The organism is Stenotrophomonas sp. 704A1, from assembly GCF_030549525.1.
Lineage (GTDB): Bacteria > Pseudomonadota > Gammaproteobacteria > Xanthomonadales > Xanthomonadaceae > Stenotrophomonas > Stenotrophomonas tuberculopleuritidis.
In genome coordinates, this window is the sequence record NZ_CP130831.1 from 3,474,690 (window position 1) to 3,500,664 (window position 25,975).

General features: G+C 67.2%; 16 protein-coding genes and 1 riboswitch. Of the genes, 8 read left to right on the forward strand and 8 right to left on the reverse strand.

Annotation, left to right across the window (positions count from 1 at the left end):
- Nucleotides 1–529 precede the first annotated feature (529 nt).
- On the forward strand, nucleotides 530–2,494 hold the full coding sequence (locus tag Q5Z10_RS16070; RefSeq protein ID WP_303636380.1) for a M2 family metallopeptidase: 1,965 nt from the start codon (nucleotides 530–532) through the stop codon (nucleotides 2,492–2,494).
- 203 nt (nucleotides 2,495–2,697) lie between these two features.
- Here the strand turns inward: Q5Z10_RS16070 and Q5Z10_RS16075 are convergent, their stop codons facing one another.
- The 3 genes from Q5Z10_RS16075 to Q5Z10_RS16085 all read right to left on the reverse strand — a co-directional run bounded on the left by Q5Z10_RS16075 (nucleotide 2,698) and on the right by Q5Z10_RS16085 (nucleotide 5,430).
- A complete protein-coding gene (locus Q5Z10_RS16075) occupies nucleotides 2,698–3,090 on the reverse strand; it encodes a hypothetical protein (RefSeq protein WP_303636381.1) in 393 nt (130 codons plus the stop codon).
- A 76-nt stretch (nucleotides 3,091–3,166) separates the two neighbouring features.
- Nucleotides 3,167–4,063 carry a siderophore-interacting protein gene (locus tag Q5Z10_RS16080; protein WP_303636382.1) on the reverse strand — a complete coding sequence of 299 codons (897 nt, stop codon included), beginning with the start codon at nucleotides 4,061–4,063 and terminating at the stop codon, nucleotides 3,167–3,169.
- A 140-nt stretch (nucleotides 4,064–4,203) separates the two neighbouring features.
- Complete coding sequence (locus tag Q5Z10_RS16085) at nucleotides 4,204–5,430, reverse strand: multidrug effflux MFS transporter (protein ID WP_303636383.1); 1,227 nt, start codon at nucleotides 5,428–5,430, stop codon at nucleotides 4,204–4,206.
- A gap of 298 nt (nucleotides 5,431–5,728) precedes the next feature.
- A riboswitch (glycine riboswitch) is annotated at nucleotides 5,729–5,831 on the forward strand.
- Nucleotides 5,832–5,893: 62 nt separating this feature from the next.
- Between Q5Z10_RS16085 and gcvP the strand changes: the two genes are divergently transcribed.
- On the forward strand, nucleotides 5,894–8,761 hold the full coding sequence (gene gcvP, locus Q5Z10_RS16090; RefSeq protein WP_303636384.1) for an aminomethyl-transferring glycine dehydrogenase: 2,868 nt from the start codon (nucleotides 5,894–5,896) through the stop codon (nucleotides 8,759–8,761).
- A gap of 187 nt (nucleotides 8,762–8,948) precedes the next feature.
- Here gcvP and Q5Z10_RS16095 read toward each other — a convergent pair whose 3' ends face one another.
- From Q5Z10_RS16095 to Q5Z10_RS16105, 3 genes are all read right to left on the reverse strand, one after another.
- On the reverse strand, nucleotides 8,949–9,359 hold the full coding sequence (locus tag Q5Z10_RS16095) for a VOC family protein (RefSeq protein ID WP_303636385.1): 411 nt from the start codon (nucleotides 9,357–9,359) through the stop codon (nucleotides 8,949–8,951).
- Nucleotides 9,360–9,464: 105 nt separating this feature from the next.
- A complete protein-coding gene (locus Q5Z10_RS16100; protein ID WP_442758922.1) occupies nucleotides 9,465–10,835 on the reverse strand; it encodes an amino acid permease in 1,371 nt (456 codons plus the stop codon).
- An 81-nt stretch (nucleotides 10,836–10,916) separates the two neighbouring features.
- Nucleotides 10,917–11,627 carry an AraC family transcriptional regulator gene (locus Q5Z10_RS16105; protein WP_303636386.1) on the reverse strand — a complete coding sequence of 237 codons (711 nt, stop codon included), beginning with the start codon at nucleotides 11,625–11,627 and terminating at the stop codon, nucleotides 10,917–10,919.
- A gap of 117 nt (nucleotides 11,628–11,744) precedes the next feature.
- On the opposite strand from Q5Z10_RS16105, the gene Q5Z10_RS16110 reads away from it, so the two are divergent.
- Together Q5Z10_RS16110 and Q5Z10_RS16115 are read left to right on the forward strand one after the other, a co-directional pair.
- Nucleotides 11,745–13,841: a catalase gene (locus Q5Z10_RS16110; RefSeq protein ID WP_303636387.1), complete on the forward strand. Its 2,097-nt coding sequence runs from the start codon at nucleotides 11,745–11,747 to the stop codon at nucleotides 13,839–13,841.
- A gap of 21 nt (nucleotides 13,842–13,862) precedes the next feature.
- Entirely contained in the window at nucleotides 13,863–14,432 is a 570-nt protein-coding gene (locus Q5Z10_RS16115) for a hypothetical protein (RefSeq protein ID WP_303636388.1), read from the forward strand.
- On the opposite strand, the gene Q5Z10_RS16120 is transcribed toward Q5Z10_RS16115, so the two are convergent.
- Nucleotides 14,429–15,139, reverse strand: a complete 711-nt coding sequence (locus tag Q5Z10_RS16120) for an alpha/beta fold hydrolase (protein WP_303636389.1) — start codon at nucleotides 15,137–15,139, stop codon at nucleotides 14,429–14,431. The two genes, Q5Z10_RS16115 and Q5Z10_RS16120, sit on opposite strands and share 4 nt — an antisense overlap.
- A 422-nt stretch (nucleotides 15,140–15,561) precedes the next feature.
- Here Q5Z10_RS16120 and Q5Z10_RS16125 point away from each other — a divergent pair, with 422 nt between their 5' ends.
- The 3 genes from Q5Z10_RS16125 (at nucleotide 15,562) to Q5Z10_RS16135 (ending at nucleotide 21,505) form a co-directional block, all read left to right on the forward strand.
- Nucleotides 15,562–20,559: an autotransporter domain-containing protein gene (locus tag Q5Z10_RS16125; RefSeq protein ID WP_303636390.1), complete on the forward strand. Its 4,998-nt coding sequence runs from the start codon at nucleotides 15,562–15,564 to the stop codon at nucleotides 20,557–20,559.
- 101 nt (nucleotides 20,560–20,660) lie between these two features.
- On the forward strand, nucleotides 20,661–21,200 hold the full coding sequence (locus tag Q5Z10_RS16130; RefSeq protein WP_303636391.1) for a hypothetical protein: 540 nt from the start codon (nucleotides 20,661–20,663) through the stop codon (nucleotides 21,198–21,200).
- Between the two features lie 14 nt (nucleotides 21,201–21,214).
- The gene (locus tag Q5Z10_RS16135; protein ID WP_303636392.1) at nucleotides 21,215–21,505 is read left to right on the forward strand and encodes a hypothetical protein; all 291 of its coding nucleotides are present in this window, start codon (nucleotides 21,215–21,217) and stop codon (nucleotides 21,503–21,505) included.
- Nucleotides 21,506–21,589: 84 nt separating this feature from the next.
- On the opposite strand, the gene Q5Z10_RS16140 is transcribed toward Q5Z10_RS16135, so the two are convergent.
- Nucleotides 21,590–23,716, reverse strand: a complete 2,127-nt coding sequence (locus tag Q5Z10_RS16140) for a methyl-accepting chemotaxis protein (RefSeq protein ID WP_303636393.1) — start codon at nucleotides 23,714–23,716, stop codon at nucleotides 21,590–21,592.
- 225 nt (nucleotides 23,717–23,941) lie between these two features.
- On the opposite strand from Q5Z10_RS16140, the gene Q5Z10_RS16145 reads away from it, so the two are divergent.
- The gene (locus Q5Z10_RS16145) at nucleotides 23,942–25,945 is read left to right on the forward strand and encodes a CARDB domain-containing protein (RefSeq protein ID WP_303636394.1); all 2,004 of its coding nucleotides are present in this window, start codon (nucleotides 23,942–23,944) and stop codon (nucleotides 25,943–25,945) included.
- Nucleotides 25,946–25,975 lie beyond the last annotated feature (30 nt).

A 25,975-nucleotide genomic window follows, 5' to 3' on the forward strand; every position in this document is an offset into this window, starting at 1 on the left:
CACCTGCAGAGGCAACGACCAAAGCAACAGCAACAGCGTGCATTCCGTGGGATGGCGGGGTGGGTCCGGTGGCGGGGGACGCCGTAAATACGTCCTTGTAGGCTCGGTCGCGCCATCCATGGCGCTCACGCCCCCGCAACCGGACCCACCCCGCCTTCGACAGATTTCCGCGATCTGTTGGAACTACCTTGATTTTCGATATCTGACAGATGTGTCGACCAAGGTCGACACCTACCGGCAGCACACGGAATCTGTCAGAGGCGGGGTGGTGTGGGCTTGCAGGACCGTTGGCGCCATGGATGGCGCCATCGAGCCCCCAAGGATGGGTTTACGGCGTGTCCTGCAAGCCCACACCGCCCCGCCAAACCACGGAGCGCCCGCTTCTGCTGTTGCTTCGGCCTTTGCCGTTGCCTGAAGGCTTCGGCAGGTGCAGGGCGCAGCCCTGCCGAACCCAACCGACTTCCGCCACTTGCGGTGGCACCGCCCGCCCACTAGCCTTCGCCGGTCGTTCACCACCCAAGGACCGCCCGTGAAACACCGTCATCTCCTGCTGGCTGCGGCCGTTGCCGCCGCCACGCTGGCCCTGGCCGCCTGCAAAAAGGACGCCGCACCCGGCACCGATACCGCCAGCAGCAGCGCGCCGGCCGGCGAAACCGCCGACCAGTTCGTGGCCCGCATCAATGCGGAGTTCAAGGCCGCCTATCCGGAGATGACCTCGGCCCAGTGGCTGTCCTCCACCTACATCAACAGCGATTCCGAGCGCATCGCGGCCAAGGCCAACGAGCGCTCGCTGACCCAGCTCAACAGCTGGATCGAGCAGGCCGGCAAGTTCGACGGCCAGCCGATGACCGAGGACAGCAAGCGCGCCATCCACCTGCTGAAACTGATGTCCTCGATGCCGGCGCCACGCGACCCGGCCAAGCTGGCCCAGCTGACCCAGATCGCCACCCGCATGGAAGGCAGCTACGGCGCCGGCAAGTACTGCACCGACGCCAGCGATCCCAACTCCTGCCGCCAGCTGGGCGAGCTGGAGCAGGTGCTGGCGCGCAGCCGCGACTACGACACCCAGCTCGATGCCTGGCAGGGCTGGCACAGCACCACCAAGAGCATGCGCGGCGACTACCAGCAGTTCGTCAGCCTGGTCAACGAGGGCGCCAAGGGCATGGGCTTCAGCGATGCCGGCCAGATGTGGCGCAGCGGCTATGACATGCCGCCGGAACAGATCGGCCCGGAAACCGACCGCCTGTGGGAACAGGTCAAGCCGATGTACGAGCAGCTGCACTGCTACGCCCGCGGCAAGCTGGACAAGACCTACGGCAAGGACAAGGCCGAAGTGGGCAATGGCCTGATCGCCGCGCACCTGCTGGGCAACATGTGGCAGCAGGACTGGTCCAACCTGTGGGACCAGCTGGAGCCCTACCCGGGCGCCGGCAGCCTGGACATCACCGCCGCGCTGGAGAAGCAGTACCAGACCAACCTGAGCGCGGCGCTGGCCAAGGCTGGCAAGGATGCCAACGTGGCCGCGCAGTACAAGGCCCAGCGCGAGGCCGAGCTGCGTACCGCCAAGCAGATGACCGAGCGCGCGCAGGACTTCTACGTATCGCTGGGCATGCCGTCGCTGCCGCAGTCGTACTGGGACAAGACCCAGTTCATCAAGCCCGATGACCGCGACGTGGTCTGCCACGCCAGCGCCTGGGACATGAACATGGAAGGCGACGTGCGCACCAAGATGTGCATCAAGCCGAACGAAGAGAACTTCACCACCATCTACCACGAGCTGGGCCACATCTATTACGACCTGGCCTACAACCCGCTGCCGCCGCTGTTCCAGGGCGGTGCCAACGATGGTTTCCACGAAGCCATCGGCGACACCATCGTGCTGGCGATGACGCCCAAGTACCTCAGCTCGATCGGCCTGGTCGATGCACCGACCGAGAGCCGCGAGGCGGTGATCAACAACCAGATGCGCATGGCGCTGTCCGGGGTCTCGTTCCTGCCGTTTGGCCTGATGATCGACCGCTGGCGCTGGGGCGTGTTCGACGGCTCGATCACGCCTGACAACTACAACAAGGCATGGTGGGACCTGAAGGCCAAGTACCAGGGCGTGGCCCCGGCCAGCACCCGCGGCGAGGAGTTCTTCGACCCGGGCGCCAAGTACCACGTGCCGGGCAACACCCCGTACACCCGCTACTTCCTGGCGCGCATCCTGCAGTTCCAGTTCTACAAGGGCCTGTGCGATGCGGCCGGCTACAAGGGCCCGCTGCACGAGTGCACCTTCTACGGCAACAAGGAAGCCGGGCAGAAGTACTGGGCGATGCTGAGCAAGGGGGCCAGCCAGCCGTGGCAGGCCACGCTGAAGGAGCTGACCGGTACCGACAAGCTCGACGCCGGCCCGATGATCGAGTACTTCAGCCCGGTCAACGAGTGGCTGAAGCAGCAGAACGAAGGCCAGATGTGCGGCTGGCAGGCCAGCGCGGCCCCGGCGGCGAGATGAAAGAAGGGGCGGGTCCGCGAGGATCCGCCCCTTTTCATTCGGGTAGCGCCGGGCCGCGCGCCGTGACCGGGGGGCGCCATTGCGACGAACGCATCGCCATGCGCGCGGAGCCTTTCGCCAGGCAGTGGGCGTGATCCGTGCCCGGCGTTCTTCCTCGCACCGCTGTGCTCGCCGGGCATGGCCCGGCGCTACCGCAATGGGCGTCAGTTGTGCTTCTTTGCCGCCAGCTGCGCGGCCAGTTCGGCCTTGAACTCGTCGAAGGTGCGGCCCTGGGCCTTGGCCTCGGCCTGTGCGGCATCGCGCAGTGCATCCGAATACACCAGCCGCACCGGCGTGCCGTTGCGTTCGTGCAGCTCACCGGCCTGCATGATCAGCGCCAGCACCTGGGCGGCACTCTCGCTCTGGCCGGCGATGCGGCCATCCATGCCCAGCACCCACTCCCCATCGCGGCGGACGATGCCGGCCAGCAGCGTGCGCTGCGGGTCGCGCAGTTCGGCATGCGGTTCGACGGGCGAGGCCTTGGCCGCCGCCTTGTTGGCGGCCTGCTGTTCCTGGCGGCGACGCTGGTCGCGGCGGAATTTCGAAGAGGTGGACATCAGTGGGGCTTGCATTGCGGGGGCGCAAGGATAACCCACGGCACCCTCAGGCCGGTTCACGCCCGCCGCGCCGCGCTCAGTCCAGTGCCCTGCCCTGCCGCCAGTAGCCCATGAAGGTGATCGCGCGGCGGTCCAGCCCGCAGTCCCGGACCAGATGACGGCGGATCGCCATCACCGCGCCGGCCTCACCGGCCACCCAGGCGTACAACGGACCGGCCGCGCCGGCCGCGGACGGTTCCCAGAGAATCTGTGAATCCACGTCGATCTCGTCCAGCCCGGTGTCGCCGGCGACCGCGCAGGCCGCCGGCAACCGGGCCTGCACCGCGTGCAGCAGCGGCTGCCCGTGCGCGGCCTGCCCGCGCGGCAACCAGACCAGCTCGGCACCGGGCGGAGCCCGCAGCGGGACCGCGTCGCCGGCCTGGGCGACCTCCAGCAGGGCCAGCGTGCGCGGCGGTTCCGGCATCGCGGCCAATGCCTCGAGGATGCCGGCCACGGCAGGCAGCGCGGTCTCGTCGGCCACCAGCAGGACCTGGCCGACGCCAGCCGGCGGCTTCCACTCCCAGCCTTCGCTGCTGTCGGCACAGTCGGCGTCCGGCGCCAGCAGCACCACCCGGTCGCCCGGCCGCGCGTGGATGGCCCAGCGCGAGGCCGGCCCGGTTTCGCCGTGCAGCACGAAATCCACGTCGACCTCGCCCTGCTCGGCGCGCAGCTGGCGGATGGTGTAGGTACGCATCGGTGGGCGCACATCGTCGGCCAGCGCACGGTAGCGGGCGTACCAGTCCTCGCCGCTGGGCACCACCGGCGCATCCTGGCCCGGCAAGGGGAAGAACACCTTGATGCGCTGGTCCGGGCCACCGGTCTTCATGTGAGCGACGTCGGCGCCACTGAACACCATCCGGTCAAGCGAGGGGGAAAGAACGCGGCGCTCCTTCAGCGCCACGTTGAACAAGCGGTAGGTCTGCTGCGCAGCCATGGGGATACCTCATGCGACCACATCGGAACGGCTGGCGGTCGTGCACCCACGGACGGCTGGCTGGAGGCCCCAGCCTAGCCCGGCCACGCGCGGTTGCGGCGCCGGCGCGCGCGCATCGGCACCCTACCCGTGCGTGCTGCTCAATGCGCCGTGCCCACTGCCTGTGATGCGCGCTCGCGCTGGTGCTCCCAGTACCAGAACACGAAGCCGGCCGCGAAGAAGCCGGCCTGGCCCAGTGCCAGGTGCAGCGGGCTGGCGTTCAACAGCGGTGACACCACACCGGCCACCACCGTGCTGATCATCAGCTGGGTGAACGCCTGCAGCGACGAGGCCAGGCCGCGCTGCTGCGGGTACATGTCCAGCACCGCCAGGGCCAGGATCGGGAAGATCAGCGCCATGCCCAGCCCGCCCAGGAAGATCGGCAGCACCGCCCACGGCAGCACGAACTGCGGCGACAGCGCGACATAGCCGATGTTGAGCAGCGCCGAGACCGCGCAGAACAGGAAGCCGGTTGCCACCTGGCGGGTCGCGGTGGTGCGCCCGGCCATGCGTCCGGACAGGAACGAGCCGGTGGTCATGCCGCCGATGGTGGGGATGAACAGCCAGGCAAAGCCGCCCTCGCCCAGGTGCAGGTGCTGCATCACGAACATCGGCGCCGAGGCGATGTACAGGAAGATGCCGCCGAAGCCGATGCTGCCGGCCAGCGCCAGGCGCAGGAAGCGTGGATTGAAGCCGATGCGCACGTAGTCGCGCAGCAGCATGCGCGGAGACAGCGGCACCCGCGCCGCGACCGGGTGGGTCTCGGGCAGGTAGCGCGCAGTGGCGGCCAGCAGCACCAGGGCGAACACCACCAGGAACCAGAAGATCAGCGGCCAGCCGGCGCCACTGAGCAGGATCCAGCCACCGATGATCGGTGCGATCGCCGGCGCGATGCCGAACAGCATCGACACCTGGCTCATCAGCCGCTGCGCGTCGTGGCCGTGGTAGAGGTCGCGGATCACCGCGCGGCCGACGATCATGCCGACGCCGGCCGACAGCCCCTGCAGCGCGCGGAACAGCAGCAGCGTGCCCAGGTCGGTGGACAGGGCGCAGCCGACCGACGCGCCGACGAACACCACCAGCCCGGCCAGGATCACCCGCTTGCGGCCCCAGGCATCGGACAGCGGCCCGTGCGCCAGGCTCATCAGGCCGTAGAACAGCAGGTACACGCTGATGGTCTGCTGCACCGCCACCTCGTCCACGGCCAGGCGCTGGGCCAGCTGCGGGAAGGCGGGGAAGATGGTGTCGATCGAGAACGGACCGAACATGGCCAGCCCAGCAAGCAGCAGGGCCATGCGGCGGGTGGAGGGAGCAACAGCGGCGGTCATCGGGCAGGCGTCCGGCAGGGCCATGCGTGGCACGCACGGCGGGCGCCGATCCCCTGCAGCAGGGACGGCGCCAGATGAATACGAGGGTCCGACCATCATAGGCGGGGATTGCGCCCGGCGCCATGCAGAACTGCACAAAACGCATGCCCGGGCCATCGGCCATTCAGGCGCAGCGGGGTCCCGGGACGCGGCCCGCAGGCCTGCAACGGGCTATAATCGGCGGGCAACACGGTGGGAGAAGCGGAACACCGCTGCCGAAGGCGCAACGCCCGTAATCGCTCAGGCCCGATACCACCCGTAACACAACTCTGGAGAGACCGGATCGATCCGGCGCCGAAGGGGCACGAAGCAGCGGTCCGCCGCGCTTCCAAACTCTCAGGCAAAAGGACAGAGGGGCGCCCCGCAGACCGCCGACCGGCGGCTTGTGCCCGTGCGTGTGCCCTTTCCTGACGGATCCTTCGCCATGTCCCAGAACACCCCTTCCCTGCGTGAGCTCGAGCATCATTCCGCGTTCGTCGAGCGCCATATCGGCCCCAACGATGCCGAGATCGCGCAGATGCTCGGCGTCATCGGCCACGCCTCGCTGGATGCGATGACCGATGCCATCGTGCCGGCCAAGATCAAGTCGCCGGCGCCGCTGGCACTGCCCGAATCGATCACCGAAGTGCAGGCGCTGGCGAAGATCCGCGCGATCGCCGACAAGAACACCGTGCTGCGCAGCTTCATCGGCCAGGGCTACTACGGGACCCACACGCCGAACGTGATCCTGCGCAACATCCTGGAGAACCCGGCCTGGTACACCGCCTACACCCCGTACCAGGCGGAAATCTCGCAGGGCAGCATGGAAGCGCTGATCAACTTCCAGACCCTGTGTGCCGACCTGACCGGCATGGAGATCGCCAACGCCTCGCTGCTGGACGAAGCCACTGCCGCCGCCGAAGCGATGACCCTGGCCAAGCGCTCGGCCAAGTCGAAGTCGGACACCTTCTTCGTGCACGACGCCGTGCACCCGCAGACGCTGGAACTGCTGCGCACGCGTGCCGAGCCGATGGGCATCGTGCTGCGCGTGGGCACCCCGGCCGAAGCGCTGGAAGCGGAAGCCTTCGGCCTGCTGCTGCAGTACCCGGACACCTTCGGCCAGGTCGGCGACTACAAGGCGCTGGTCGATGCCGTGCACGCGCGCGGCGGGCTGGTGGCCGTGGCCACCGATCTGCTGGCGCTGACCCTGCTGGCCGCGCCGGGCGAATGGGGGGCGGACATCGTGGTCGGCAACAGCCAGCGTTTCGGCGTGCCGTTCGGCTTCGGTGGCCCGCACGCCGCGTTCATGGCCTGCCGTGATGCCTACAAGCGCTCGATGCCGGGCCGCCTGATCGGCGTGTCGATCGATGCACAGGGCAATCCGGCCTACCGCCTGACCCTGCAGACCCGCGAACAGCACATCCGCCGCGAGAAGGCCACCTCCAACATCTGCACCGCGCAGGTGCTGCTGGCGGTGATGGCTTCGATGTACGCGGTCTACCACGGTCCGGAAGGCCTGACCCGCATCGCGCGCCGCACCCATCGCCTGGCCTCGATCCTGGCCGCGGCGCTGCGCAGCGCCGGCGTGCAGGTGGGTGGCAACTTCTTCGACACCCTGCATGTCACCGGCGTGCATGCCGATGAGATCCACGCCAAGGCGCGCGCCGCCGGCTACAACCTGCGCGCGATCGACAGCGACTCGGTCGGCATCAGCCTGGACGAGACCGCCACCCGCGCCGACGTGGTCGCACTGGCCGCCGTGTTCGGTGCACAGGCCGACATCGACGCGCTGGATGCCAGCACCGCCGACGCCCTGCCGGCCGGCCTGCTGCGCCAGTCTGAATTCCTGACCCACCCGGTGTTCAACACCCACCACAGCGAGCACGAACTGCTGCGCTACCTGCGTTCGCTGGCCGACAAGGACCTGGCGATGGACCGCACGATGATCCCGCTGGGCTCGTGCACCATGAAGCTCAACGCCACCGCCGAGATGATCCCGGTGACCTGGCCGGAGTTCTCGCAGATCCACCCGCTGGTGCCGGCCGACCAGGCGCTGGGCTACAAGGAACTGATCGAGTCGCTGGAAGCGATGCTGGTCGAGTGCACCGGCTACGACGCAGTCAGCCTGCAGCCGAACTCCGGCGCGCAGGGCGAGTACGCCGGCCTGCTGGCGATCCGTGCCTACCACCGCTCGCGCGGCGAGGGCCATCGCGATATCTGCCTGATCCCGGATTCGGCGCACGGCACCAACCCGGCGTCTGCGCAGATGTGCGGCATGAAGGTGGTGGTGACCAAGACCGACGCCAACGGCAATGTCGACGTCGAGGACATCCGCCTCAACGCCGAGAAGTACAGCGACCGCCTGGCCGCGATCATGATGACCTACCCGTCCACGCACGGCGTGTTCGAGGAAGAGGTGGTCGAGATCTGCGAGATCATCCACCAGCACGGCGGCCAGGTGTACACCGACGGCGCCAACATGAACGCCCTGGTCGGCGTGGCCAAGCCGGGCAAGTGGGGTTCGGACGTTTCGCACCTGAACCTGCACAAGACCTTCTGCATCCCGCACGGCGGCGGCGGCCCGGGCGTTGGCCCGTGCGCGGTGAAGGAACACCTGGCACCGTTCCTGCCCGGCAAGCTGGGCGACCACGGCCCGGTCGGCATGGTCAGCGCGGCCAGCTTCGGCAGCGCCTCGATCCTGCCGATCAGCTGGATGTACATCGCGATGATGGGCACTGAAGGCCTGCGCAAGGCGACCCAGGTGGCCCAGCTCAACGCCAACTACATCGCCAAGCGCCTGACTCCGCATTTCAGGACCCTGTACACCGGCCGCAACGGCCTGGTCGCGCACGAGTGCATCCTGGACGTGCGCCCGCTGGAAAAGACCAGCGGGATCGGTGCCGAGGACGTGGCCAAGCGCCTGATCGACTTCGGCTTCCATGCCCCCACCCTGAGCTTCCCGGTGGCCGGCACGCTGATGGTCGAGCCGACCGAGAGCGAATCGCTGCATGAGCTGGATCGCTTCATCGACGCGATGATCCAGATCCGCGAAGAGATCGCAGCGATCGAGGACGGGCGCCTGGACCGCGAGGACAACCCGCTGAAGAATGCGCCGCACACCGCCACCGCGGTGACTGCCAGCGAGTGGACCCACGCCTACCCGCGCGAGCTGGCCGCCTTCCCGCTGCCCAGCCTGAAGCTGCAGAAGTACTGGCCGCCGGTCGCCCGCGTCGACAACGTGTACGGCGACAAGAACGTGATGTGCGCCTGCATCCCGGTCGATGCCTACAAGGATGATGAGGTCGAGGCCTGATCGACAAACGGCCCGCGCAAGCGGGCCGTTTCATTTCCCGCAGCGCCAGCGGCGGCAGGGCCCCGGCATGTTCCGGTAGTCGGTAGCGCCGGGCCATGCCCGGCGAACACAGCGGCAGCACCCATCACCAGCCCGGCATGTTCCGGTAGCGCCGGGCCATGCCCGGCGAGCGCAGCGGCAGCACGCATCACGGGTCCGGCATCTGCCCCAGGCTCAACTGCCAGGACACACCGAAACGGTCCTGCACCCAGCCGTATCGATTGCTGAAATCGTACTCGCCCACCGGCATCAACCAGTGCCCGCCCTCGCCCAGCGCCCGCGCGGCGCGCTCGAACTGCTCGGTCCCCGCACATTCCACGAACAGCGAGATCGAGGGAGTGAAGGTGAAGTCGTGCACATCCAGGCTGTCGAAGCACAGGTAATGAGTGCCCCCCAGCAGGAAGATGGCCTGGCGTACCTGCCCGGGCACGCCGGCGCCAGGCCCTTCCGGGTGGCGTTGCAGGGCCAGCAGGCGGAAATCAGCGAACGCCTCGGCGTACAGGGCCAGCGCGGCCTCGGCCTGGCCGGTGAACATCAGGAAGGGACGGCTGCGCAGCATGCGGTGCTCCTGTTCGACGGGCCGCTCAGGCCCCGGGGATCAGGATGGCACCGCGGATGTGCGCACCGTGTATCGGCAGCGCCGGGCCCGGCCCGGCGGTTTCGATCAGGCCTCGCGCAGGCGGCGGGCGATGGCGCTGCCGGCGGCGATGCTCGCCGTCAGCGCTACCATCGCCAGGAACTGCAGCCGGGTATGCGCTTCACTCAGCAGCAGCCCGAAGATCAGCGCCAGGATCGCCAGCGCACACACGGTCAGCCACGGGAAGCCGGCCATGCGGAACGGCAGGCGGGTGCCCAGGCGATCCGCACGCCTGCGCAGCACCAGCTGCGAGACCAGCGACAGCGTCCATACCAGCAGACAGGTGGAACCGACGATGTTCAGCAGCACCGGCAGCACCCTGTCCGGGAACAGCAGCTCCATCACGGTGGCGGCGAAGCCGAACAGCACGCTGGCCAGCACCGCGATCACCGGCACCTGGCGCGGGTCGGTCCAGCCCAGCACGGCCGGGGCTTCGCGGCGCTGCGCCAGCGAGTACATCATGCGCGAGGCGCCGTAGAGGTTGGCGTTGAGCGCCGACAGCAGCGCGATCACCGCGATCAGGGTGATGGCCGTGGCCGCTCCCGGAATATTGGCGACCTCCAGCACCGCGGCGAAGGGTGACTTCAGCGCCTCGCTGGTCCACGGCACCACCGCGATGATCACGCTCAGCGAGCCGATGTAGAACACCAGGATGCGCCAGGCCACGGTGCGGATCGCGCGGGCGATGCTGCGCTCGGGATCTTCGGTCTCGGCCGCGGCCACCGCCACGATCTCGGTCCCGCCAAACGCGAAGACGACCACCAGCAGGGCCGCACCGATGCCGGCCAGCCCCTTCGGCGCGAAGCCGCCATGGGCGGTGAAATTGCTCAGGCCCGGCGAGGCGACCTGCGGCAGCCAGCCCATCAGCAGGGCGATGCCGATGGCGATGAAACCCAGGATCGCGGCCACCTTGAGGATGGCGAACCAGAACTCGAACTCGCCGAAGTTCTTCACGCCGAGCAGGTTGATCGCAGTGAAGAACAGCATGAACGCCAGCGCCGCCATCGGCACCGGTATGGCCGGCCATACCGTGGCCAGCAATCCGGCCGCACCCACCGCCTCGGCGGCGATCACGATCACCAGCTGCACCCACCACAGCCAGCCCACGGTCGCACCGGCAGTGGCGCCCATGGCATCGGCGGCGTAGACCGAGAACGCGCCGCTGGTCGGCTTGGCCGCCGCCATTTCGCCCAGCGCGTTCATCACGATGATCACCAGCGCGCCGGCCACCAGATAGGACACCAGCACCGCCGGACCGGCCGCCTGCACGCCCACGCCGGAACCGAGGAACAGGCCGGCGCCGATCGCGCTGCCCAGGCCCATCATGATCAGCTGGCGCGGCTTGAGCGAATGGCCGAGGCGGGAGGGCGAAGCGGTCTGATCGGGGGTGGCGGGCATCGGCAGGGCTGGCGGCGGCTACAGGGGCGACACCTTACATGGTCCGGCGCCCGCCGGGATAGGCACAGCGCAGCAGGCCGCTCAGGCCGGCACCGGCTCACCGATGCGGGCCCGGTAGGCGCGCGGGGAGAAACCGGTTTCAGCCTTGAATTTGCGGGTAAACGCGCTCTGGTCGCTGAAACCGCAGGCCTGGCCGATGCAGGCGATGCTTTCGTTGCCATGCAGCAGGTGCATCGCCATCTGGATGCGCAGCCGGGTCAGCACCTGCTGCGGAGTCATCTGGAACACCTTGCGGAAGCTGCGCTCGAGCTTGGACAGCGAGAAGCCGGTGATGTCCAGCAGGGTCTGCATGCGCACGTTCTCGGCGTAGTGCGCATTGAGGTGGGCCAGGGCCAGCCGCAGCTGTTCGTACTGGCTGCCCAGGCTGTCCTTCTGGCCGAGGTCGCGGGAGATGCCGATCAGCCCCTCCACCTGCCCGTCCACCACCAGCGGGCGCTTGCAGGTCAGGCACCAGCCCGGTTCGCGGTTGGCGAACAGGTGCAGCTCCATCAGGTTCTCGATCACCTCGCCGGACAGCACGCGTGCGTCCTGGTCGACATAGTCGGCGCTCAGCCCGGTGGGGTAGATCTCGGCCGCGGTTCGGCCGATCACCTCCTTGCGCGCACGCAGGCCCAGCCGTCGCAGCATGGTCTGGTTGACGTAGGTGTAGCGGCCCTGGCGGTCCTTCATGAAGAACAGCACGTCCGGAATGGCGTCGAACAGGGCTTCGATGTCGGCGGGTTCGACTCGCATGCGGCAAGCATACCCGAGCCGCCGATTTGTCTGCGCGTTCACTCCCACGGGACCGTGCATTAACGCCGGCGCCGCCACTGTCTGGGTCTGCCCCCTACCCGCTCCAGGAGACCCTCCATGGCCGCCAGCAAGCCGACCGGCAAGCGCGCTTCCGCCACCCCCTCCGCCGACCGTGACAGCCGCGGCCAGGGCGATGAACTGCACCAGCTCGCGGGAGGCGCCCATCCGGTCCTGACCAGCAACCAGGGCATTCCGGTTGCCGACAACCAGAACTCCCTGCGCCAGGGACCACGCGGCCCCACCCTGCTGGAAGACTTCCTGCTGCGCGAGAAGATCACCCACTTCGACCATGAGCGTATTCCCGAGCGGATCGTCCATGCCCGCGGTTCGGCCGCCCACGGCTTCTTCGAACTCACCCGCTCGCTGAGCAAGGTGACCCGCGCGAAGATCCTCACCGAGGTCGGGGTGAAGACGCCGGTGTTCACCCGCTTCTCCACCGTTGCCGGTGGCGCCGGCTCGGTGGACACCCCGCGCGACGTGCGCGGCTTCGCGGTGAAGTTCTATACCAGGGAAGGCAACTGGGACCTGGTCGGCAACAACATTCCGGTGTTCTTCATCCAGGACGCGATCAAGTTCCCCGACCTGATCCATGCGGTGAAGATGGAACCGGACCGCGCGTTCCCGCAGGCCGCCAGCGCACACGACACGTTCTGGGATTTCGTCTCGCTGATGCCCGAATCGATGCACATGATCATGTGGGCGATGAGCGACCGCACGATTCCGCGCTCGCTGCGCACCATCGAAGGCTTCGGCATCCACAGCTTCCGCCTGCTGGATGAGAAAGGGAACTCCACCTTCGTCAAGTTCCACTGGCGGCCGAAGCTGGGGCTGCAGTCCACCATCTGGGACGAGGCGCTGAAACTGCAGGCCGCCGACAACGATTTCCACCGCCGCGACCTGTTCGAGGCGATCCAGCGCGGCGACTTCCCCGAGTGGGAACTGGCCGTGCAGCTGTTCACTGAAGAGCAGGCCGAAGGCTTCCCGTTCGACCATCTGGATCCGACCAAGATCATCCCCGAGTCGCTGGTGCCGCTGCAGGTGATCGGGCGCATGGTGCTCGATCGCTGGCCGGACAATTTCTTCGCCGAGACCGAGCAGGTAGCGTTCTGCCCGGCCAACGTGCCGCCGGGCATCGACTTCAGCAATGATCCCCTGCTGCAGGGCCGCCTGTTCTCCTACCTGGACACCCAGCTGATCCGGCTGGGCGGGCCCAATTTCAACCAGATTCCGGTGAACGCACCGAAGTGCCCGTTCGCCAACCACCAGCGCGATGGCCACATGCAGATGCAGGTGCCGAAGGGGCGCGTCGCCTACGATCCCAGCTCGCTGCAGGACGACAGCCCGCGTGAAACGCCCGCGGGGTTCCGCAGCCACGCCAGCGCCGACGATGGACGCAAGGGCCGCACCCGCGCGGAGAGCTTCGCCGACCACTACAGCCAGGCGCGGATGTTCTTCCGCAGCCTGGAAAAGCCGGAACAGGCGCACCTGGCCTCTGCGCTGGTGTTCGAGCTGTCGAAGGTGGAAACCGAGAAGGTGCGCGTGCGCACCGTCAGCCATCTGCGCAACATCGACGAAGGCCTGGCCAGGCGCGTGGCCGATGGACTGGCCCTGCCGGCCCTGCCCGATCCTGCGCCGACGGCGACGCCCGCACAGGACCTGCCAGCGGCGCCCGAGGTCCGTGTGATCGGCCGCAACAAGCCGGTGCTGCAGGGCCGGTGCATCGGCATCCTGTTCGACGCAGGTTCCGACGCGCGAATCATCGCCAGCCTGCGCAAGGCTGCTGAAAAGGCCGGCGCCAGCGTGAAGATGGTCGCCCCCAGGGTGGGTGGCGCGACCCTCAGCGACGGCAAGCTGCAGGCGGCCGACGGACAGCTCGCCGGCACCCCCTCGGTGGTATTCGACGCCGTCGCGGTGGTACTGAGCGCCGACGCCGGCAAGGCGTTGGCCAAGGACGCCGCCGCGGTCGGCTTCGTCAGCGATGCCTGGGCCCACCTGAAGGCCATTGCCAGTGACGAAGGCGCGCAGGCGCTGCTGAAGGCAGCGCGCGTCGGCAACGATGCCGGCATCGTGGAAGCCGAAGACAGCAAGGCCTTCCTCGCGGCTGCCGCCAACCGCCAGTGGGCGCGCGAACCGAAACTGCGCCTGCTGGCCTGACCGACCCACAGGAGAACCGACATGCCCCGGGGTGACAAATCCGCCTACACAGACAAGCAGAAGCGCCAGGCCGAGCACATCGAGCACAGCGAACGCGCGCGGGGTGCCAGCGAGGGCACCGCCGAGCGCATTGCCTGGGCCACCGTGAACAAGCAGGACGGTGGTGGCAAACGCAGTGGCAGCGCGCGCAAGGCAACAAAGAAGGGAGCCAAAAAGACCACCGCAAAGAAGGCGTCGGCCAGCAAGGCGCCGGCGAAGAAGGTGGCGAAGAAGACGGCCACCCGGGCGCCTGCGAAGAAGACGGCGGCCACCAAGAAGGCGGCAACGCGCACGCCGGCAAAGAAGACGGCAAAGAAGACGGCAAAGAAAACTGCAAAGAAGACCGCGACCACGCCGGCAGCGCCGCGCAAGCGCGCAGTAAAGAAGGCTGCGAAGAAGACGACGGCGAAAAAGGCAGCGACCAGCACGTCCAGCAGCACCGCTGCCACGCGCAGCGCTGCGGCCAGGAAGGCGGCGAAGACGCGCGCCGCGAAGAAGGCCGCGCGCAGCACTGCGGCGAAGAAGGCCGCACGTACCCGCGCACGCAGCTAATCGATGCGCGGCAGCGCCTTCACCCAACCGGCCACCACTGCGGCGGCCGGTTCGGCGCAGGCCTGCAGCAACAGGTGCGGTCCTTCCAGCGCAACGTGCTGTGCCTCCGGCAGCAACGCCCGCAGCTCGGTCACGCTCGCACGCCATAGCAGGCGATCCTGACGGCCCTGCAGGGACAGCGTCGGTACCGCGATCCGGGGCAGCAGCGCGCGCCCATCGACGCGCAGGGTCGCTGCGGCGCGCTGCCGCAGCGTGACCGCCGGGACCTGCGCCAGGGCAGCGCGCAACAACGCCAGATGCGCTCCGGTGCGCCACCGCCCCAGCAGCAGAGGCGCCAGCAGCGCGGGGGGCGGCATCGGCCAGGCCGGCAACAGCAGTGCCGCGCTGGCCGCCGGCAGCGGTACCGGCCGGCGCACGAAGGTGGCGGCCAGGACCAGCCCGCGCAGCGCGCCCGGCCGCCGCGCCGCGAGTTCCAGCGCCAGCGGGCCCGAGAACGATTCGGCAATCAGGACGAACGGCGATCGTGGCAGCCGTGGCCAGATCCACGTGGCAAGCGCGGGATACTGCTGCCCACCTTCAGCCGGCAGCGCCAGCGCCCGCGTAGCCAGCCCATGGGCCTGCAGCGCGGACAGGAAATGCACCGACATCGCGCCGGTGCCGTCCAGGCCCGGCAGCATCACCACCTCCGGCAGCGCCAGCGCGCTCACCGCGCTGATTCGCCATGACCGTACCCGTGGATCTCCGCACCACGCATCCGCATGCCGTTGGCCATCCTTGCAGCCATGAAGGCGGTCCTCGCCGGAGGTGCCTGCGAGCATAGCCCAATCGTGGCTGCAGCCATCGTCCGTATTCCCGTACGCGACCGTCGCTCGTCACGGCGATGCGTGGTTCAGAAGCCCCCATTGGCAATCCCGCAGAAACCGCTAGAATCGCCGCCACACAGGTCGCCTGCGGCGGCCGAGGGGATTGGGAAAGTACGTGCCACGGCACGGAAATTGCATCACGGCAAGGGACTGTCGACCGGCAACCCGGCCGGCATCGGGAATCTGGAAGAAAGGAAGGGCCCACCGGCAGAGGCGCGCAGGCGCAGTGCGGTGGCTGACATTCGTGGATTGATCAGGGGGATCGCATGTCCGCACCAAACTTCATCCGGCCGCTGCTGCGGGCGGCGCTTCTGCTGTTGCTGCTGGCCGGCATCCTGTCCAGCGTGCAGGCCGCACCGACCCAGTTGATCTTCAGCAACGCCGGCGGCATCGGCGCCACCTTCGCAGAGGACGGCCAGGGCGGGTCGACCGATATCCCAGGCATCACCCTGCAGATATTCCACACCAGCAATGCAGCCGGCACGCCTGCGGCTGGAATGACCTGGCAGGACAACACCTTTTTCTTGAGCGATGACCCGTCGTGGAACGGGCTGACCCATGTCGACAATGCCGGCCGTTTCGGCCTGGCAATCCGGTCGGCGAACGGCCGGCGTTTCTCGATAGCCTCGTTCAAGTACTACAACTGGGGCGAAACGCTGGACACGACGTATACCGTTGAAGGCTACCGCGGCGGCGCCGTGGTCGGCAGCCGCAACTTCTCGATTCCTCCGGGCCTGAGCATTCCGCTCACCGTGTCACTGCCAGCGGGCATCTTCGGCAATGTGGATGAAGTGCGGATCCGCACGCTCAGTGGCGGCACCAACATCAACAGCAGCTGGCACTCGATCAACAACCTGCTCGTCGAGGCCGCCAACACCGCGCCTGCGGACATGACGCTGAGCAATCCCAGTGTCGGCCAGAGCGCGGGGGTGAATGCCGTGATCGGTACGCTCAGCACCACCGATGCCGATGCCGGTGACACCTTCACCTACGCCCTGGCGAGCGGCGCCGGGGACGGCGGCAATGCGTCCTTCAACATCAGCGGAAACACGCTCCGCGCCAACGATGCGCGCACGCTTGCGGCAGGTGGCGTGAGCATCCGTCTGCGCAGCACCGACAGTGCCGGCGCAAGCGTGGAGAAGATCTTCAACCTCACCGTCATCGACGATCTCGCTCCGGCCGTTGCCAGCATCGCACCCAGCGGTTCACCGCCGGCTACCGCCACCAGCATGACCTTCGATGCGGTGTTCAGCGAACCGGTGAGCAATGTGTCCACCGACGACTTCACTGTCGTCGGCACCGGCAGCGCGGCCGGCAGCGTCGGCGCGGTGTCCGGCAGCGGAACAACCTACGCCGTGACCGTCACCGGCATCACCGGCAACGGCACGCTTCGATTGAACCTCAACAGCGGTACCAACGTCGTCGACACCGCCGGCAACGCGGCCGCAGCGTTCACTGCGGGCAGCACCCATACCGTGGCCATCCCCACGGCACCCGGCGCCCCAATCATAGGCATTGCAACCGCCTTCGACGGCCAGGCATCGGTGCCGTTCACTGCACCGCCCGACAACGGCGGCTCGATCATCACCGGCTACACCGTGACGGCGTCGCCGGGCGGCATGACCGTGGGCGGCGCCGGCTCGCCGCTGCTCGTCACCGGACTGGACAACGGTACGGCCTATACCTTCACCGTCACCGCCACCAATGCCATCGGCACCGGCGTGGCATCCAGTGCATCCAATGCCGTTACACCGAAGGCTGCACAGAGCATCACCTTCGCCAATCCCGGCACCCAGATTTTCGGCACGACGCCGACGTTGACCGCCAGCAGCAGCGCCGGCCTGGCAGTGACGTTCACCTCCAGCACCACCGCTGTGTGCACGATTACCAGTGGCGGCACCGTGGCCTTCATTTCTGCCGGTACCTGCAGCATCACCGCCGGACAGGCCGGCAACGGCGCCATCGCCGCAGCGGCGGATGTCATGCAGAGCTTCACCGTCAACGCGATCACGCCCACGGCGCCGACGATCGGCACCGCCACCGCAGGCGATGCACAGGCCACCGTCACCTTCACCGCGCCGGCCAGCAACGGCGGCGCCCCCATCACCAGCTACACGGTGACCGCAAACCCGGGCGGCAATACCGGCATCGGTGCTGGCTCGCCGATCACCGTGACCGGCCTGACCAATGGCGTGAACTACACGTTCTCCGTCGCCGCCACCAACAACGTTGGCACCGGCAACGGATCAGCCGCTTCCAACGCCGTCATCCCGGCCTCGCCGCAGACCATCACCTTCGCCAACCCGGGCGCGCAGAACTACGGCACCATGCCCACGCTGACCGCCACCTCGACATCGGGCCTGCCGGTGTCGTTCACCTCGGCCACTCCCGGCGTGTGCACGATCACCAGCGGCGGCGTCCTGGCCTTCGCCACTGCCGGTACCTGCACCGTCCGCGCGGACCAGAGCGGCAACAGCAGCTATCTGGCGGCGAACCCGGTCAGCCAGTCCTTCACGGTCAATCCGGTGGTACCGGGCGCACCCACCGGCGCCATCGCCACGCCCTCGGGCACCGGTGAAATCAAGGTAGCGTTCAGCGCTCCGCTCAGCAGCGGTGGCGCTGCGATCACCAGCTACAGCGTGACGTCCATTCCTGGCGGCATCACCGCCCTGGGCGCGGGCAGCCCGATCACCGTCAGTGGGCTCACGGTCGGCCAGACCTATACCTTCACGGTGACGGCCACCAACAGCAGCGGCACCAGCGCGCCCTCGCCCGCGTCCAACGCGGCCGTCGCGGCCGATGCGATCGTCGCCAGTCCGTCCAGTGCGACCGTGCCTTACGGCGCAGGCAGCGTGGTGCCGTTGGCGATCAGCGGCGTGGCCAGTACGGTCAGCATCGTCAGCGCCCCCACCCATGGCGCGACGTCCGTTGTTGGCACCACCGTCACCTACACCCCCACGCCCGGCTACGCGGGCACCGACAGCTTCAGCTTCCAGGCCAGCGACGGCAACATGACCTCGGCCACGGCGGTGGTGTCACTCACCGTTTCCGCGCCGACCCTGGCCACCTCGCCGGCGTCGTTGACCGCCGCCACGGCCGGCACCGCCTACACCCAGGCGCTGGTTACCAGCGGTGGCGCCGCGCCCTACGGCTACCAGGTGCAGGGCGGCTCCCTGCCGAGCGGCATGACGCTCAGCGCCGCGGGGGTGCTGGCAGGCACACCGACCGCCGCTGGCACGTATACCTTCAGCGTCCGCGCTACCGACAGCAGCACGGGCAGCGGCCCGTTCCATGTTGATACGGCCTACACGCTGCAGGTCAGCGCGCCGCAGATCGGGTTTGCGCTGTCCACGCTCCCGCAGTCCTCCACAGCCGTCGCCTACACCCAGCGGCTGCAGGTTTCCGGAGGTGTCGCACCCTACAGCTTCCAGGTCAGCGCGGGCGCCCTGCCTTCCGGCCTCAGCCTGGGCAGCGATGGCACCTTCTCCGGCACGCCCACCGGTGCAGGCAGCTACGCGTTCACGGTGACCGTCACCGATGGCAACGGCTTCACCGCGAGCCAGGCGTTCACCCTGGACGTGATCGAGGCGGTCCAGCAGATCACCGCGTTCGTGGCCAATCCCACCGCCCCGGTCTACAGCATCGATGGGCGCTTCACCGTCTCAGCCAGCGGTGGCGCCTCCGGCAGTCCGGTGCTCTTTGCCACCACCACCCCTGCGATATGCCGTGTCGAAGGCAGCGCGGTGGTCATGCTGGCGGCCGGCCGTTGCAGCCTGACCGCCGACCAGGCCGGCAACGCGCAGTACCAGGCCGCGGCCCAGGTCACGCTGGACGTGGACATCACCGCCGCCGTACCGGTGCTGCAGTGGCCGCAGGAACTGCACAAGGTGTTCGGTGAGGCCGCGTTCGACCTGGCCGACCCGCAGAGCCCGAGCCGCGGCACCTTCAGCTACAGCAGCAGCAATACCTCGGTCGCCACCGTGCAGGGCCGGACCGTCACCGTTGCCGGCGAGGGCGTAACGATCCTGACCGTCACCCAGGCCGCCGCCGGTGGCTTTGCGGTGGGCACCGCGCAGCTGCGCCTTGTCGTCAGCCAGCGTCCCGATCCGAGCCGCGACCCCGGCGTGATCGCTGGCCTGCAGGCCCAGGTCGATGCCAGTGTGCGCTTCGCCAGTGCGCAGCAGGCCAACATCCGCGATCGCCTGCGTCAGGTCCGCGGCGGCAGCAATACCTCCAGCAACCAGGTGTCGCTGAGCTACAGCGGCGGCAACGATCTACCCAGCGTGTCGGTGCCGATGTCGCGCCTGGGCGGCGATGCGCTGCCGACGCTGCCTGCTGGTTGGGGCATGTGGGCCTCCGGTACTGCCAGCTACGGTGCCGTTGCAGGCCGCAGCAGCTACGACTTCCGCACCGATGGCCTCAGTGTGGGCGTGGATCGTGCGTTCGGCGACCAGTTGCTGTTCGGCCTCGCCGCCAGCATCGGCCGCAATACCAGTGACATGGACGACAGCGATGCACGGGTCAGATCCGATCAGCGCTCGCTGGCCGCCTACGGTCTGTGGCGCGGTGGCGATCACGTGTTCGTCGATGGCGTGCTCGCGACCGGCACGCTGGACTTCGATACGCGCCGCTGGAGTGCGGACGCGGATGCCTTTGCACAGGGCAAGCGTGAGGGTGACCAGTGGTTCGGTTCGCTGTCTGTCGGCTACGAGCACCGCACTGCAGGGATCTCGCTGGCCGGCTACGGTCGGGTCGAAGCCAGCCGCAGCACGCTGGACAGCTACCACGAGCGTGGCGCTGGCCTGTACGACCTGGTCTATCGCGAGCAGGTGGTACGCAACAGCGCCGTCGCGCTGGGCCTGGAGGGCGCGTACCTGCCCACCGACCCGGAGGCGCGCGTGCGTCCGTTCTGGAGCATCGAGTACCGCCAGGCACTGGATGACAAGGGGGATGCCTACATGAACTACGTGGTGGGCCCGCGTGCGCAGGATTACCAGCTGCGCATGCAGAGCTACAACGACCATGCGCTGTCGATCGCGGCCGGCATGGATGTGCGCCTGCAGCGTGGTTGGTTCATGTCGCTGCTGCTGGGCCACGAGCAGACCCGTGGTTCGAGCCGTGCCAGCAGCATCGGCCTGCGTGTGGGCTATGGCGCAGCCGGTGGCGCGTCTGGTACCAATACGCTCGGCAACAACGATGGCAGCGGCAAGCAACGCTGCAACCCGCGCCGTTGCCCGCCGCAGGCCAGCGCCGCGCCGCGCTGAGGCTGTCCTGAAACCGGCATGCTCCCCCGCTATGGGGGGCATGTCGGATCAGCGATACTTGCGCCCCCGCCGCAGGACGCGGCTGCCAAGGAGAAACAATGATGCGATGGACATCCGCACTGGCCATGATGGCCTTGACGTTGCCGCTGCCCGCCCTTGCCGATGGCGGTTGGATCGATCACGACGGCAAGGCAGTGCCGCAGACCGATGCCATGAAATCCCGGGATGGGTTTGCGGCGTCACTGCTGCTCACCTCCGATGCCGATTGGCAGGCCAAGTGGGAAACCCCCGCGGACACCACGCCGAGCTTCACCGAGGCCAGCGACGTGCAGCTGGGCGGAGAGTTGTTCGTGCTGACGTTCCTGTCCAACCCGCAACTGGGCGAGGATGGCGCAGCCAAGGTGCACTGTGACGTGCGCATGCTTCGCCCGGACGGTAGCAGCAGTGCGGAGGAACGCGATGTTCCCTGTTTCACCGCTCGCCTGCCGGGCCCACCAACTCTGCTGTACATGACCAACCTGCACCTGAAGTTCGTCGCCGAGGCCGGTGACCCGAAGGGCACGTGGACCGCGCAGGTGGTGGTCAGGGATCTGTTGCGGAATGTGAGCCTGCCCCTGCAGGCCCACTTCCACGTCCATTGACAGGAGGCCTGCAGATGAAGGCGCGACGACTGCTGAGCTGGACCGGCATTGCACTCTGCATGGCCTACCTGCTGCTGACCGCATGGCTGGTCCACGGCGCGCAGACGGACGCGGACCCCAAGGGTACCTACATTCTGATGGCGCTCCCCATCACGCTGCAGTCCGCCGCGCTTGATGCCATCGGCGCAGGCAGCCTGTTGTACGGCAAGCCCTGGTCGACCGCGTATGCGGTGTTGGTTCCGCCAACACTGCTGTTGCTGTACGCAGCCGGTTGGTTGATCGAACGATCGGCGCGCGGGCGCTAGCGGCACTCAACCTTTGCGTGCATCGACGCCCTGCATGCGGGTCATCGCATGCAGGGCGTCATCCAGCATCCAACTACGCAGTGCTTACGCCGCGCGCGCAGACACCGCAGGCTTGCGCACATCCTGCTCCAGCTGGAACACCGACACCGAGGTGGTCAGGGCATGCGCCTGCTCTTCCAGCGCGCGGCTGGCGGCTGTTGCCTCTTCCACCAGTGCGGCGTTCTGCTGGGTCACCTGGTCCATCTGCACCACCACCTGGTTGACCTGCTCGATGCCGGCCGCCTGTTCCTTGCTGGCCGCGGCGATGTCACTCATCAGCTGGGTGGTGCGCGCACTGGCCTGGGCGACGCGGGCAATGGCTGCTTCCGATTCGACGGTCACCGCCAGGCCGCTCTGGACCTTGGCGGCGGCATCCTCGATCAGCTCCTTGATCTCCTTGGCGGCAACACCGGCGCGCTGCGCCAGCGTGCGCACTTCGCTGGCGACCACGGCGAAGCCGCGTCCCTGCTCACCGGCACGTGCGGCTTCCACCGCCGCATTGAGCGCCAGGATGTTGGTCTGGAAGGCGATGCCGTCGATCACCGTGGAGATTTCCGAGATGCGCGCCGACGACTGATCGATCTCGCCCATCACCGTGGCCATCTGGGCCATGGCCTGTTCGGTCTCGCGCACCGCAGCACCGGCAGCGTGCGCTTCGCTGTCGGCCTGGCGCGCCAGTTCGGCATTCTGGCGCACGGTCGAGGTCAGCTCTTCCATCGATGCGGCGGCCTCTTCCAGATTGGCGGCCTGCTGTTCGGTGCGGCGCGACAGATCGTTGTTGCCGGCGGCCAGTTCCTGCGCCGCGTTGTTGATGCTGTCGGCGGCCACCTGGATGCCACGCACGATGCCGGTCAGCTGTGCGGTGGTGGTGTTGGCATCGTCGCGCATGCGCGCGAACACGCCTTCGTACTCGCCGTCCATGCGCGCAGTGAGGTTGCCGTGGGAGATCGCACGCAGCACGTCGGAGACATCGGCGATGCTGGCCTGCGAGCTGGCCATCATGCCGTTGAGGTGGTTGACCATGGCCTGGAACTGGTACTGGAAGGCCGATGCATCGCCACGCATGCTGAAATCACCGGCGCGGGCGGCCTGCGCCAGTGCATCGATCTGGGCGTTGATCGCCATCAGGCTCTGCTTCACCGCGGCCAGGGTGCGGGTCAGCGTGCCCTTCTCGCCTGGGTACTCGGGCAGATCGCGGCTCAGATCACCGATGGCATAGCGCTGCATGACCTCGGCCATCAGCAGCTGCACCTGCACGTGCGACTCGACCAGGTGATTGGTGGCCTGCACCATGCGGCCGAAATCGCCGGGGAACGCGCTGGCGTCCATCCGGTAACGGATCGCACCGGCTTCATGCTGCTCGGCCATCTGCAGCTGCGCACCGATCGCGGCCTGCACGCTCTGGCGCACGCTGGCCATCGCCTCGCCCAGCTGGGTCAGTTCATCACGGCCGCCGAGGCGGAACTCCTGGTCCAGCTCGCCCTTGGACAGGCGCTCGGCCAGCTGCACCGCACGCGCCAGCGGCGCGGTCATGCTGCGGCCGATCAGTACCGAGGCGGCGATGCCGACCAGCAGCGCCACACCCCCCAGTACCAGCAGCTGCAACAGGCTGCGCTCACCCAGGCGGATCGCCTCGGCGGCGGCCTCGCGGCTTTCCTTTTCTTCATAGGCCACGCCGTCGGCCAGCGCCTTGTTCCAGCCGTTGGCGGCCTCCTGCACCGGGCCGAGGGTCAGCGCCACGGCGCCGGGATAATCGCCCTGCTCCATCCGTTCGCTGGTCTGCTTGTTGAGCGGGCGCGCGATCGCGCGCTTGGCGGCGATGGTGTCGCCGATCACCTTGCCCTCGGCGTCGCCCGGCAGTGCCTGATAGGCGGCCCAGCTGGCCTCGTAGCGCTTGACCAGATCGGCGATGCGCTGCTCGTCGGCCGCGCGTGCGTCGCCCTGGCGGATCAGCATCTCGCGGCGCACCACCATCATCTGGTTGTTGGCATCGAGCATTTCCGACAGCAGCCGTACCTTGGCCACGCTGACCTCGACCACCTGCTGCATCGCGCGCTTCTGCACGGTGGTGGCGGTGGCACCGGTAGCGACGACCGCCGCGACCAGCAGCAGCAACAGGCCAAAGCCCAGCCCAAGACGCCAGGCAACCCTGACGTTCCTCAAGTAATTCATGGGGGTATCCAAAACGGGGGGATGCGCCCTTATCGGCGTTTCGAAGCTGGATCTTGATCCGCACATGCTGAATGCTTCGGGCGCGGTTCACGTTGGCTCGGATGGCCACGGGTCAATGCGCAGCCCCTCGGCAGGGGTCTGATCCACGCGATGTCGTTATGCTAGGGCGCCGCTGATCTGCAGAACGCCAGGCCACGGCCAATCACGCCCCAAACAAGGATGACCATGAGGCAGTATCTCCGTGCCCTTCCGATCCTGCTTGCCGGCATGGCAGGCGTGCAATCCGCACACGCCCAGGACGCCTACACCGGAAGCAACTTCAAGTTCCTCTATGCCTCCAACATCATAGGCAATACCGACCCCGCAGTTCGCTCCCAGCTGACCCAACTGCACAATGCCGGTGCAAACGTGATTCCTGTGAGCGGATGGAATACAGCTGAACTCAGCTCCCGCCTTCAGGCGTTGAGGCAGGATCCGTTGCTGTCCAGATTCAAAGTACTGCTCCAGCTTAACGGCCCCGTGTACGACGCCTGGTATGTGGATCCAGGCAATGCCTGTTCTCCTGGAAACGAACGCTTGCCGAACTGGCTTCAGCAGGACCTAGATGCATTTGCTGCACTCGCGCTGCAGAACGCAGACATTGTGGTTGGCTACTACACCTTCGACGAACCTGCTTTGCCACAGCCATCGAAGAATCTTGGTATCTGCAAGCGCTTCCAGGAACTGGTGTACGAGAGAATCCGGCAGGCCGATCCCGATGCAACTGCTCGCCCGGTGATCATCGCCAATCTGATGGGATCGCTGACCGATGCCCAGATTCAATACGCGATGAGCCCATATGCGCAGGATGTTGTGTTCGTTGATCAGTATCAGAACAACCTGAACGAACAGATCGCCCAGTACCAGAAGTGGAAGCGACATGGATTGTTGGGAGGTGGGATGGTTCCCGTCCTTCCTGCCTTCAATTACAACACTTGCAGTGACCCGGGACTTCGCTCCAGTTTCCGGGTGAAGCTCGAAGCTGCTTTGCAGGCCGTGTATGGAGAGGACCGCCCTCGAAATCTGGGTAGCGCCTACTTTGCATTCTGGCCTGGGGCGCGACCGGACTATCAGTTCGATGGGCAGAACTGCCCTGTCATCTTCAACTCCGTCATTGATGACCTCACACACCAGCCGGACTTGCAGGTCACCCGCATCGAAACCGTTCCGAGCCAGTTCCGGGCGGGGGAGCCGGTTCGTTTCCGGGTAACCATCAGGAATGCTGGAAATGCACCGTCACCCATGAATCACCACAGCGTTCTTGTCCATGAGGAAGGCCGGTGCTTTGATGGAGGATGTCAATGGGGAATTCTGACCACGAGTCTGGCCCCAGGACAGCAAGCCATCATAGATCTCAGCCAAGGCCCTCATTGGACACCTTCTGCAGGTCTGCATGCGGTGACCGCGTTCGCTGACGACGCCGACCGTATCAAGGAACTGGATGAACACAACAATGAATTGACCCGGGAAATCATGGTGGGTGACCTGCCCGATCTGCAGCCGTACCTGCTCGAAACCATTCCAGCCAGCTTCAAGCCGGGCGACGCCGTGACGTTCCGCACGGCGGTAACCAACCGTGGATCAATGCCTGCGCCTGCTGGTTGGCTCGGTACCGTTTATCTGGTGAATGGTGTCTGCCCACCCAGCGGCTGCCCGTGGGGTGGTCTGACCATGGGTCTGGCGCCAGGTGAATCTGTGTGGCTGCCTCCCTCAGGCCCCGTCTGGCCAGCTGTAGGCGGTCAGCAGGAGATTACTTCCATTGTTGACGACCAAGGGCTGATCCAGGAGTCGAACGAGGGCAATAATCAGCTGGCCCGAGTCATCCAGGTGGCAGACAAACCTGACCTTCGTGTTATCAGCGCCCAATCACAGCCGGTGCGCCCGAAAGCCGGCGATGCAACATCCTTCTCTGCCACCATCGAAAATGTTGGCTCGGTCGCTGCCAGTGCTCCCTGGATTGGGCTGATGGCCCTGAAGAACGGCCAGTGCTTCACCGAGGGGTGTGTATGGGGCGGCCTCCAAAACTATACCCTGCCACCAGGCACCAACATCACTATAAGAACGTACAACGACGTCTGGCGTCCGACCGTTGGGGTGCACACCATCCAGCTGCTGATTGACGATCAGAACACCGTCAGCGAATCGCGAGAGGACAACAACCGCATCGACATTACAGTCACTGTGGATTGAGGCCATGGGCAGGCGGCGGCAGATTCGGGT

Excerpts from the sequence above, each read along its gene's own strand:
- Q5Z10_RS16075 (WP_303636381.1), bottom strand. The coding sequence starts at position 3,090 with ATGTCCACCTCTTCGAAATTCCGCCGCGACCAGCGTCGCCGCCAGGAA.
- Q5Z10_RS16095 (WP_303636385.1), bottom strand. The coding sequence starts at position 9,359 with ATGCTGCGCAGCCGTCCCTTCCTGATGTTCACCGGCCAGGCCGAGGCC.
- Q5Z10_RS16080 (WP_303636382.1), bottom strand. The coding sequence starts at position 4,063 with ATGGCTGCGCAGCAGACCTACCGCTTGTTCAACGTGGCGCTGAAGGAG.
- Q5Z10_RS16105 (WP_303636386.1), bottom strand. The coding sequence starts at position 11,627 with ATGCGAGTCGAACCCGCCGACATCGAAGCCCTGTTCGACGCCATTCCG.
- Q5Z10_RS16140 (WP_303636393.1), bottom strand. The coding sequence starts at position 23,716 with ATGAATTACTTGAGGAACGTCAGGGTTGCCTGGCGTCTTGGGCTGGGC.
- Q5Z10_RS16135 (WP_303636392.1), top strand. The coding sequence starts at position 21,215 with ATGAAGGCGCGACGACTGCTGAGCTGGACCGGCATTGCACTCTGCATG.
- Q5Z10_RS16100 (WP_442758922.1), bottom strand. The coding sequence starts at position 10,835 with ATGCCCGCCACCCCCGATCAGACCGCTTCGCCCTCCCGCCTCGGCCAT.
- gcvP (WP_303636384.1), top strand. The coding sequence starts at position 5,894 with ATGTCCCAGAACACCCCTTCCCTGCGTGAGCTCGAGCATCATTCCGCG.
- Q5Z10_RS16130 (WP_303636391.1), top strand. The coding sequence starts at position 20,661 with ATGCGATGGACATCCGCACTGGCCATGATGGCCTTGACGTTGCCGCTG.
- Q5Z10_RS16115 (WP_303636388.1), top strand. The coding sequence starts at position 13,863 with ATGCCCCGGGGTGACAAATCCGCCTACACAGACAAGCAGAAGCGCCAG.
- Q5Z10_RS16145 (WP_303636394.1), top strand. The coding sequence starts at position 23,942 with ATGAGGCAGTATCTCCGTGCCCTTCCGATCCTGCTTGCCGGCATGGCA.
- Q5Z10_RS16110 (WP_303636387.1), top strand. The coding sequence starts at position 11,745 with ATGGCCGCCAGCAAGCCGACCGGCAAGCGCGCTTCCGCCACCCCCTCC.
- Q5Z10_RS16085 (WP_303636383.1), bottom strand. The coding sequence starts at position 5,430 with ATGACCGCCGCTGTTGCTCCCTCCACCCGCCGCATGGCCCTGCTGCTT.
- Q5Z10_RS16125 (WP_303636390.1), top strand. The coding sequence starts at position 15,562 with ATGTCCGCACCAAACTTCATCCGGCCGCTGCTGCGGGCGGCGCTTCTG.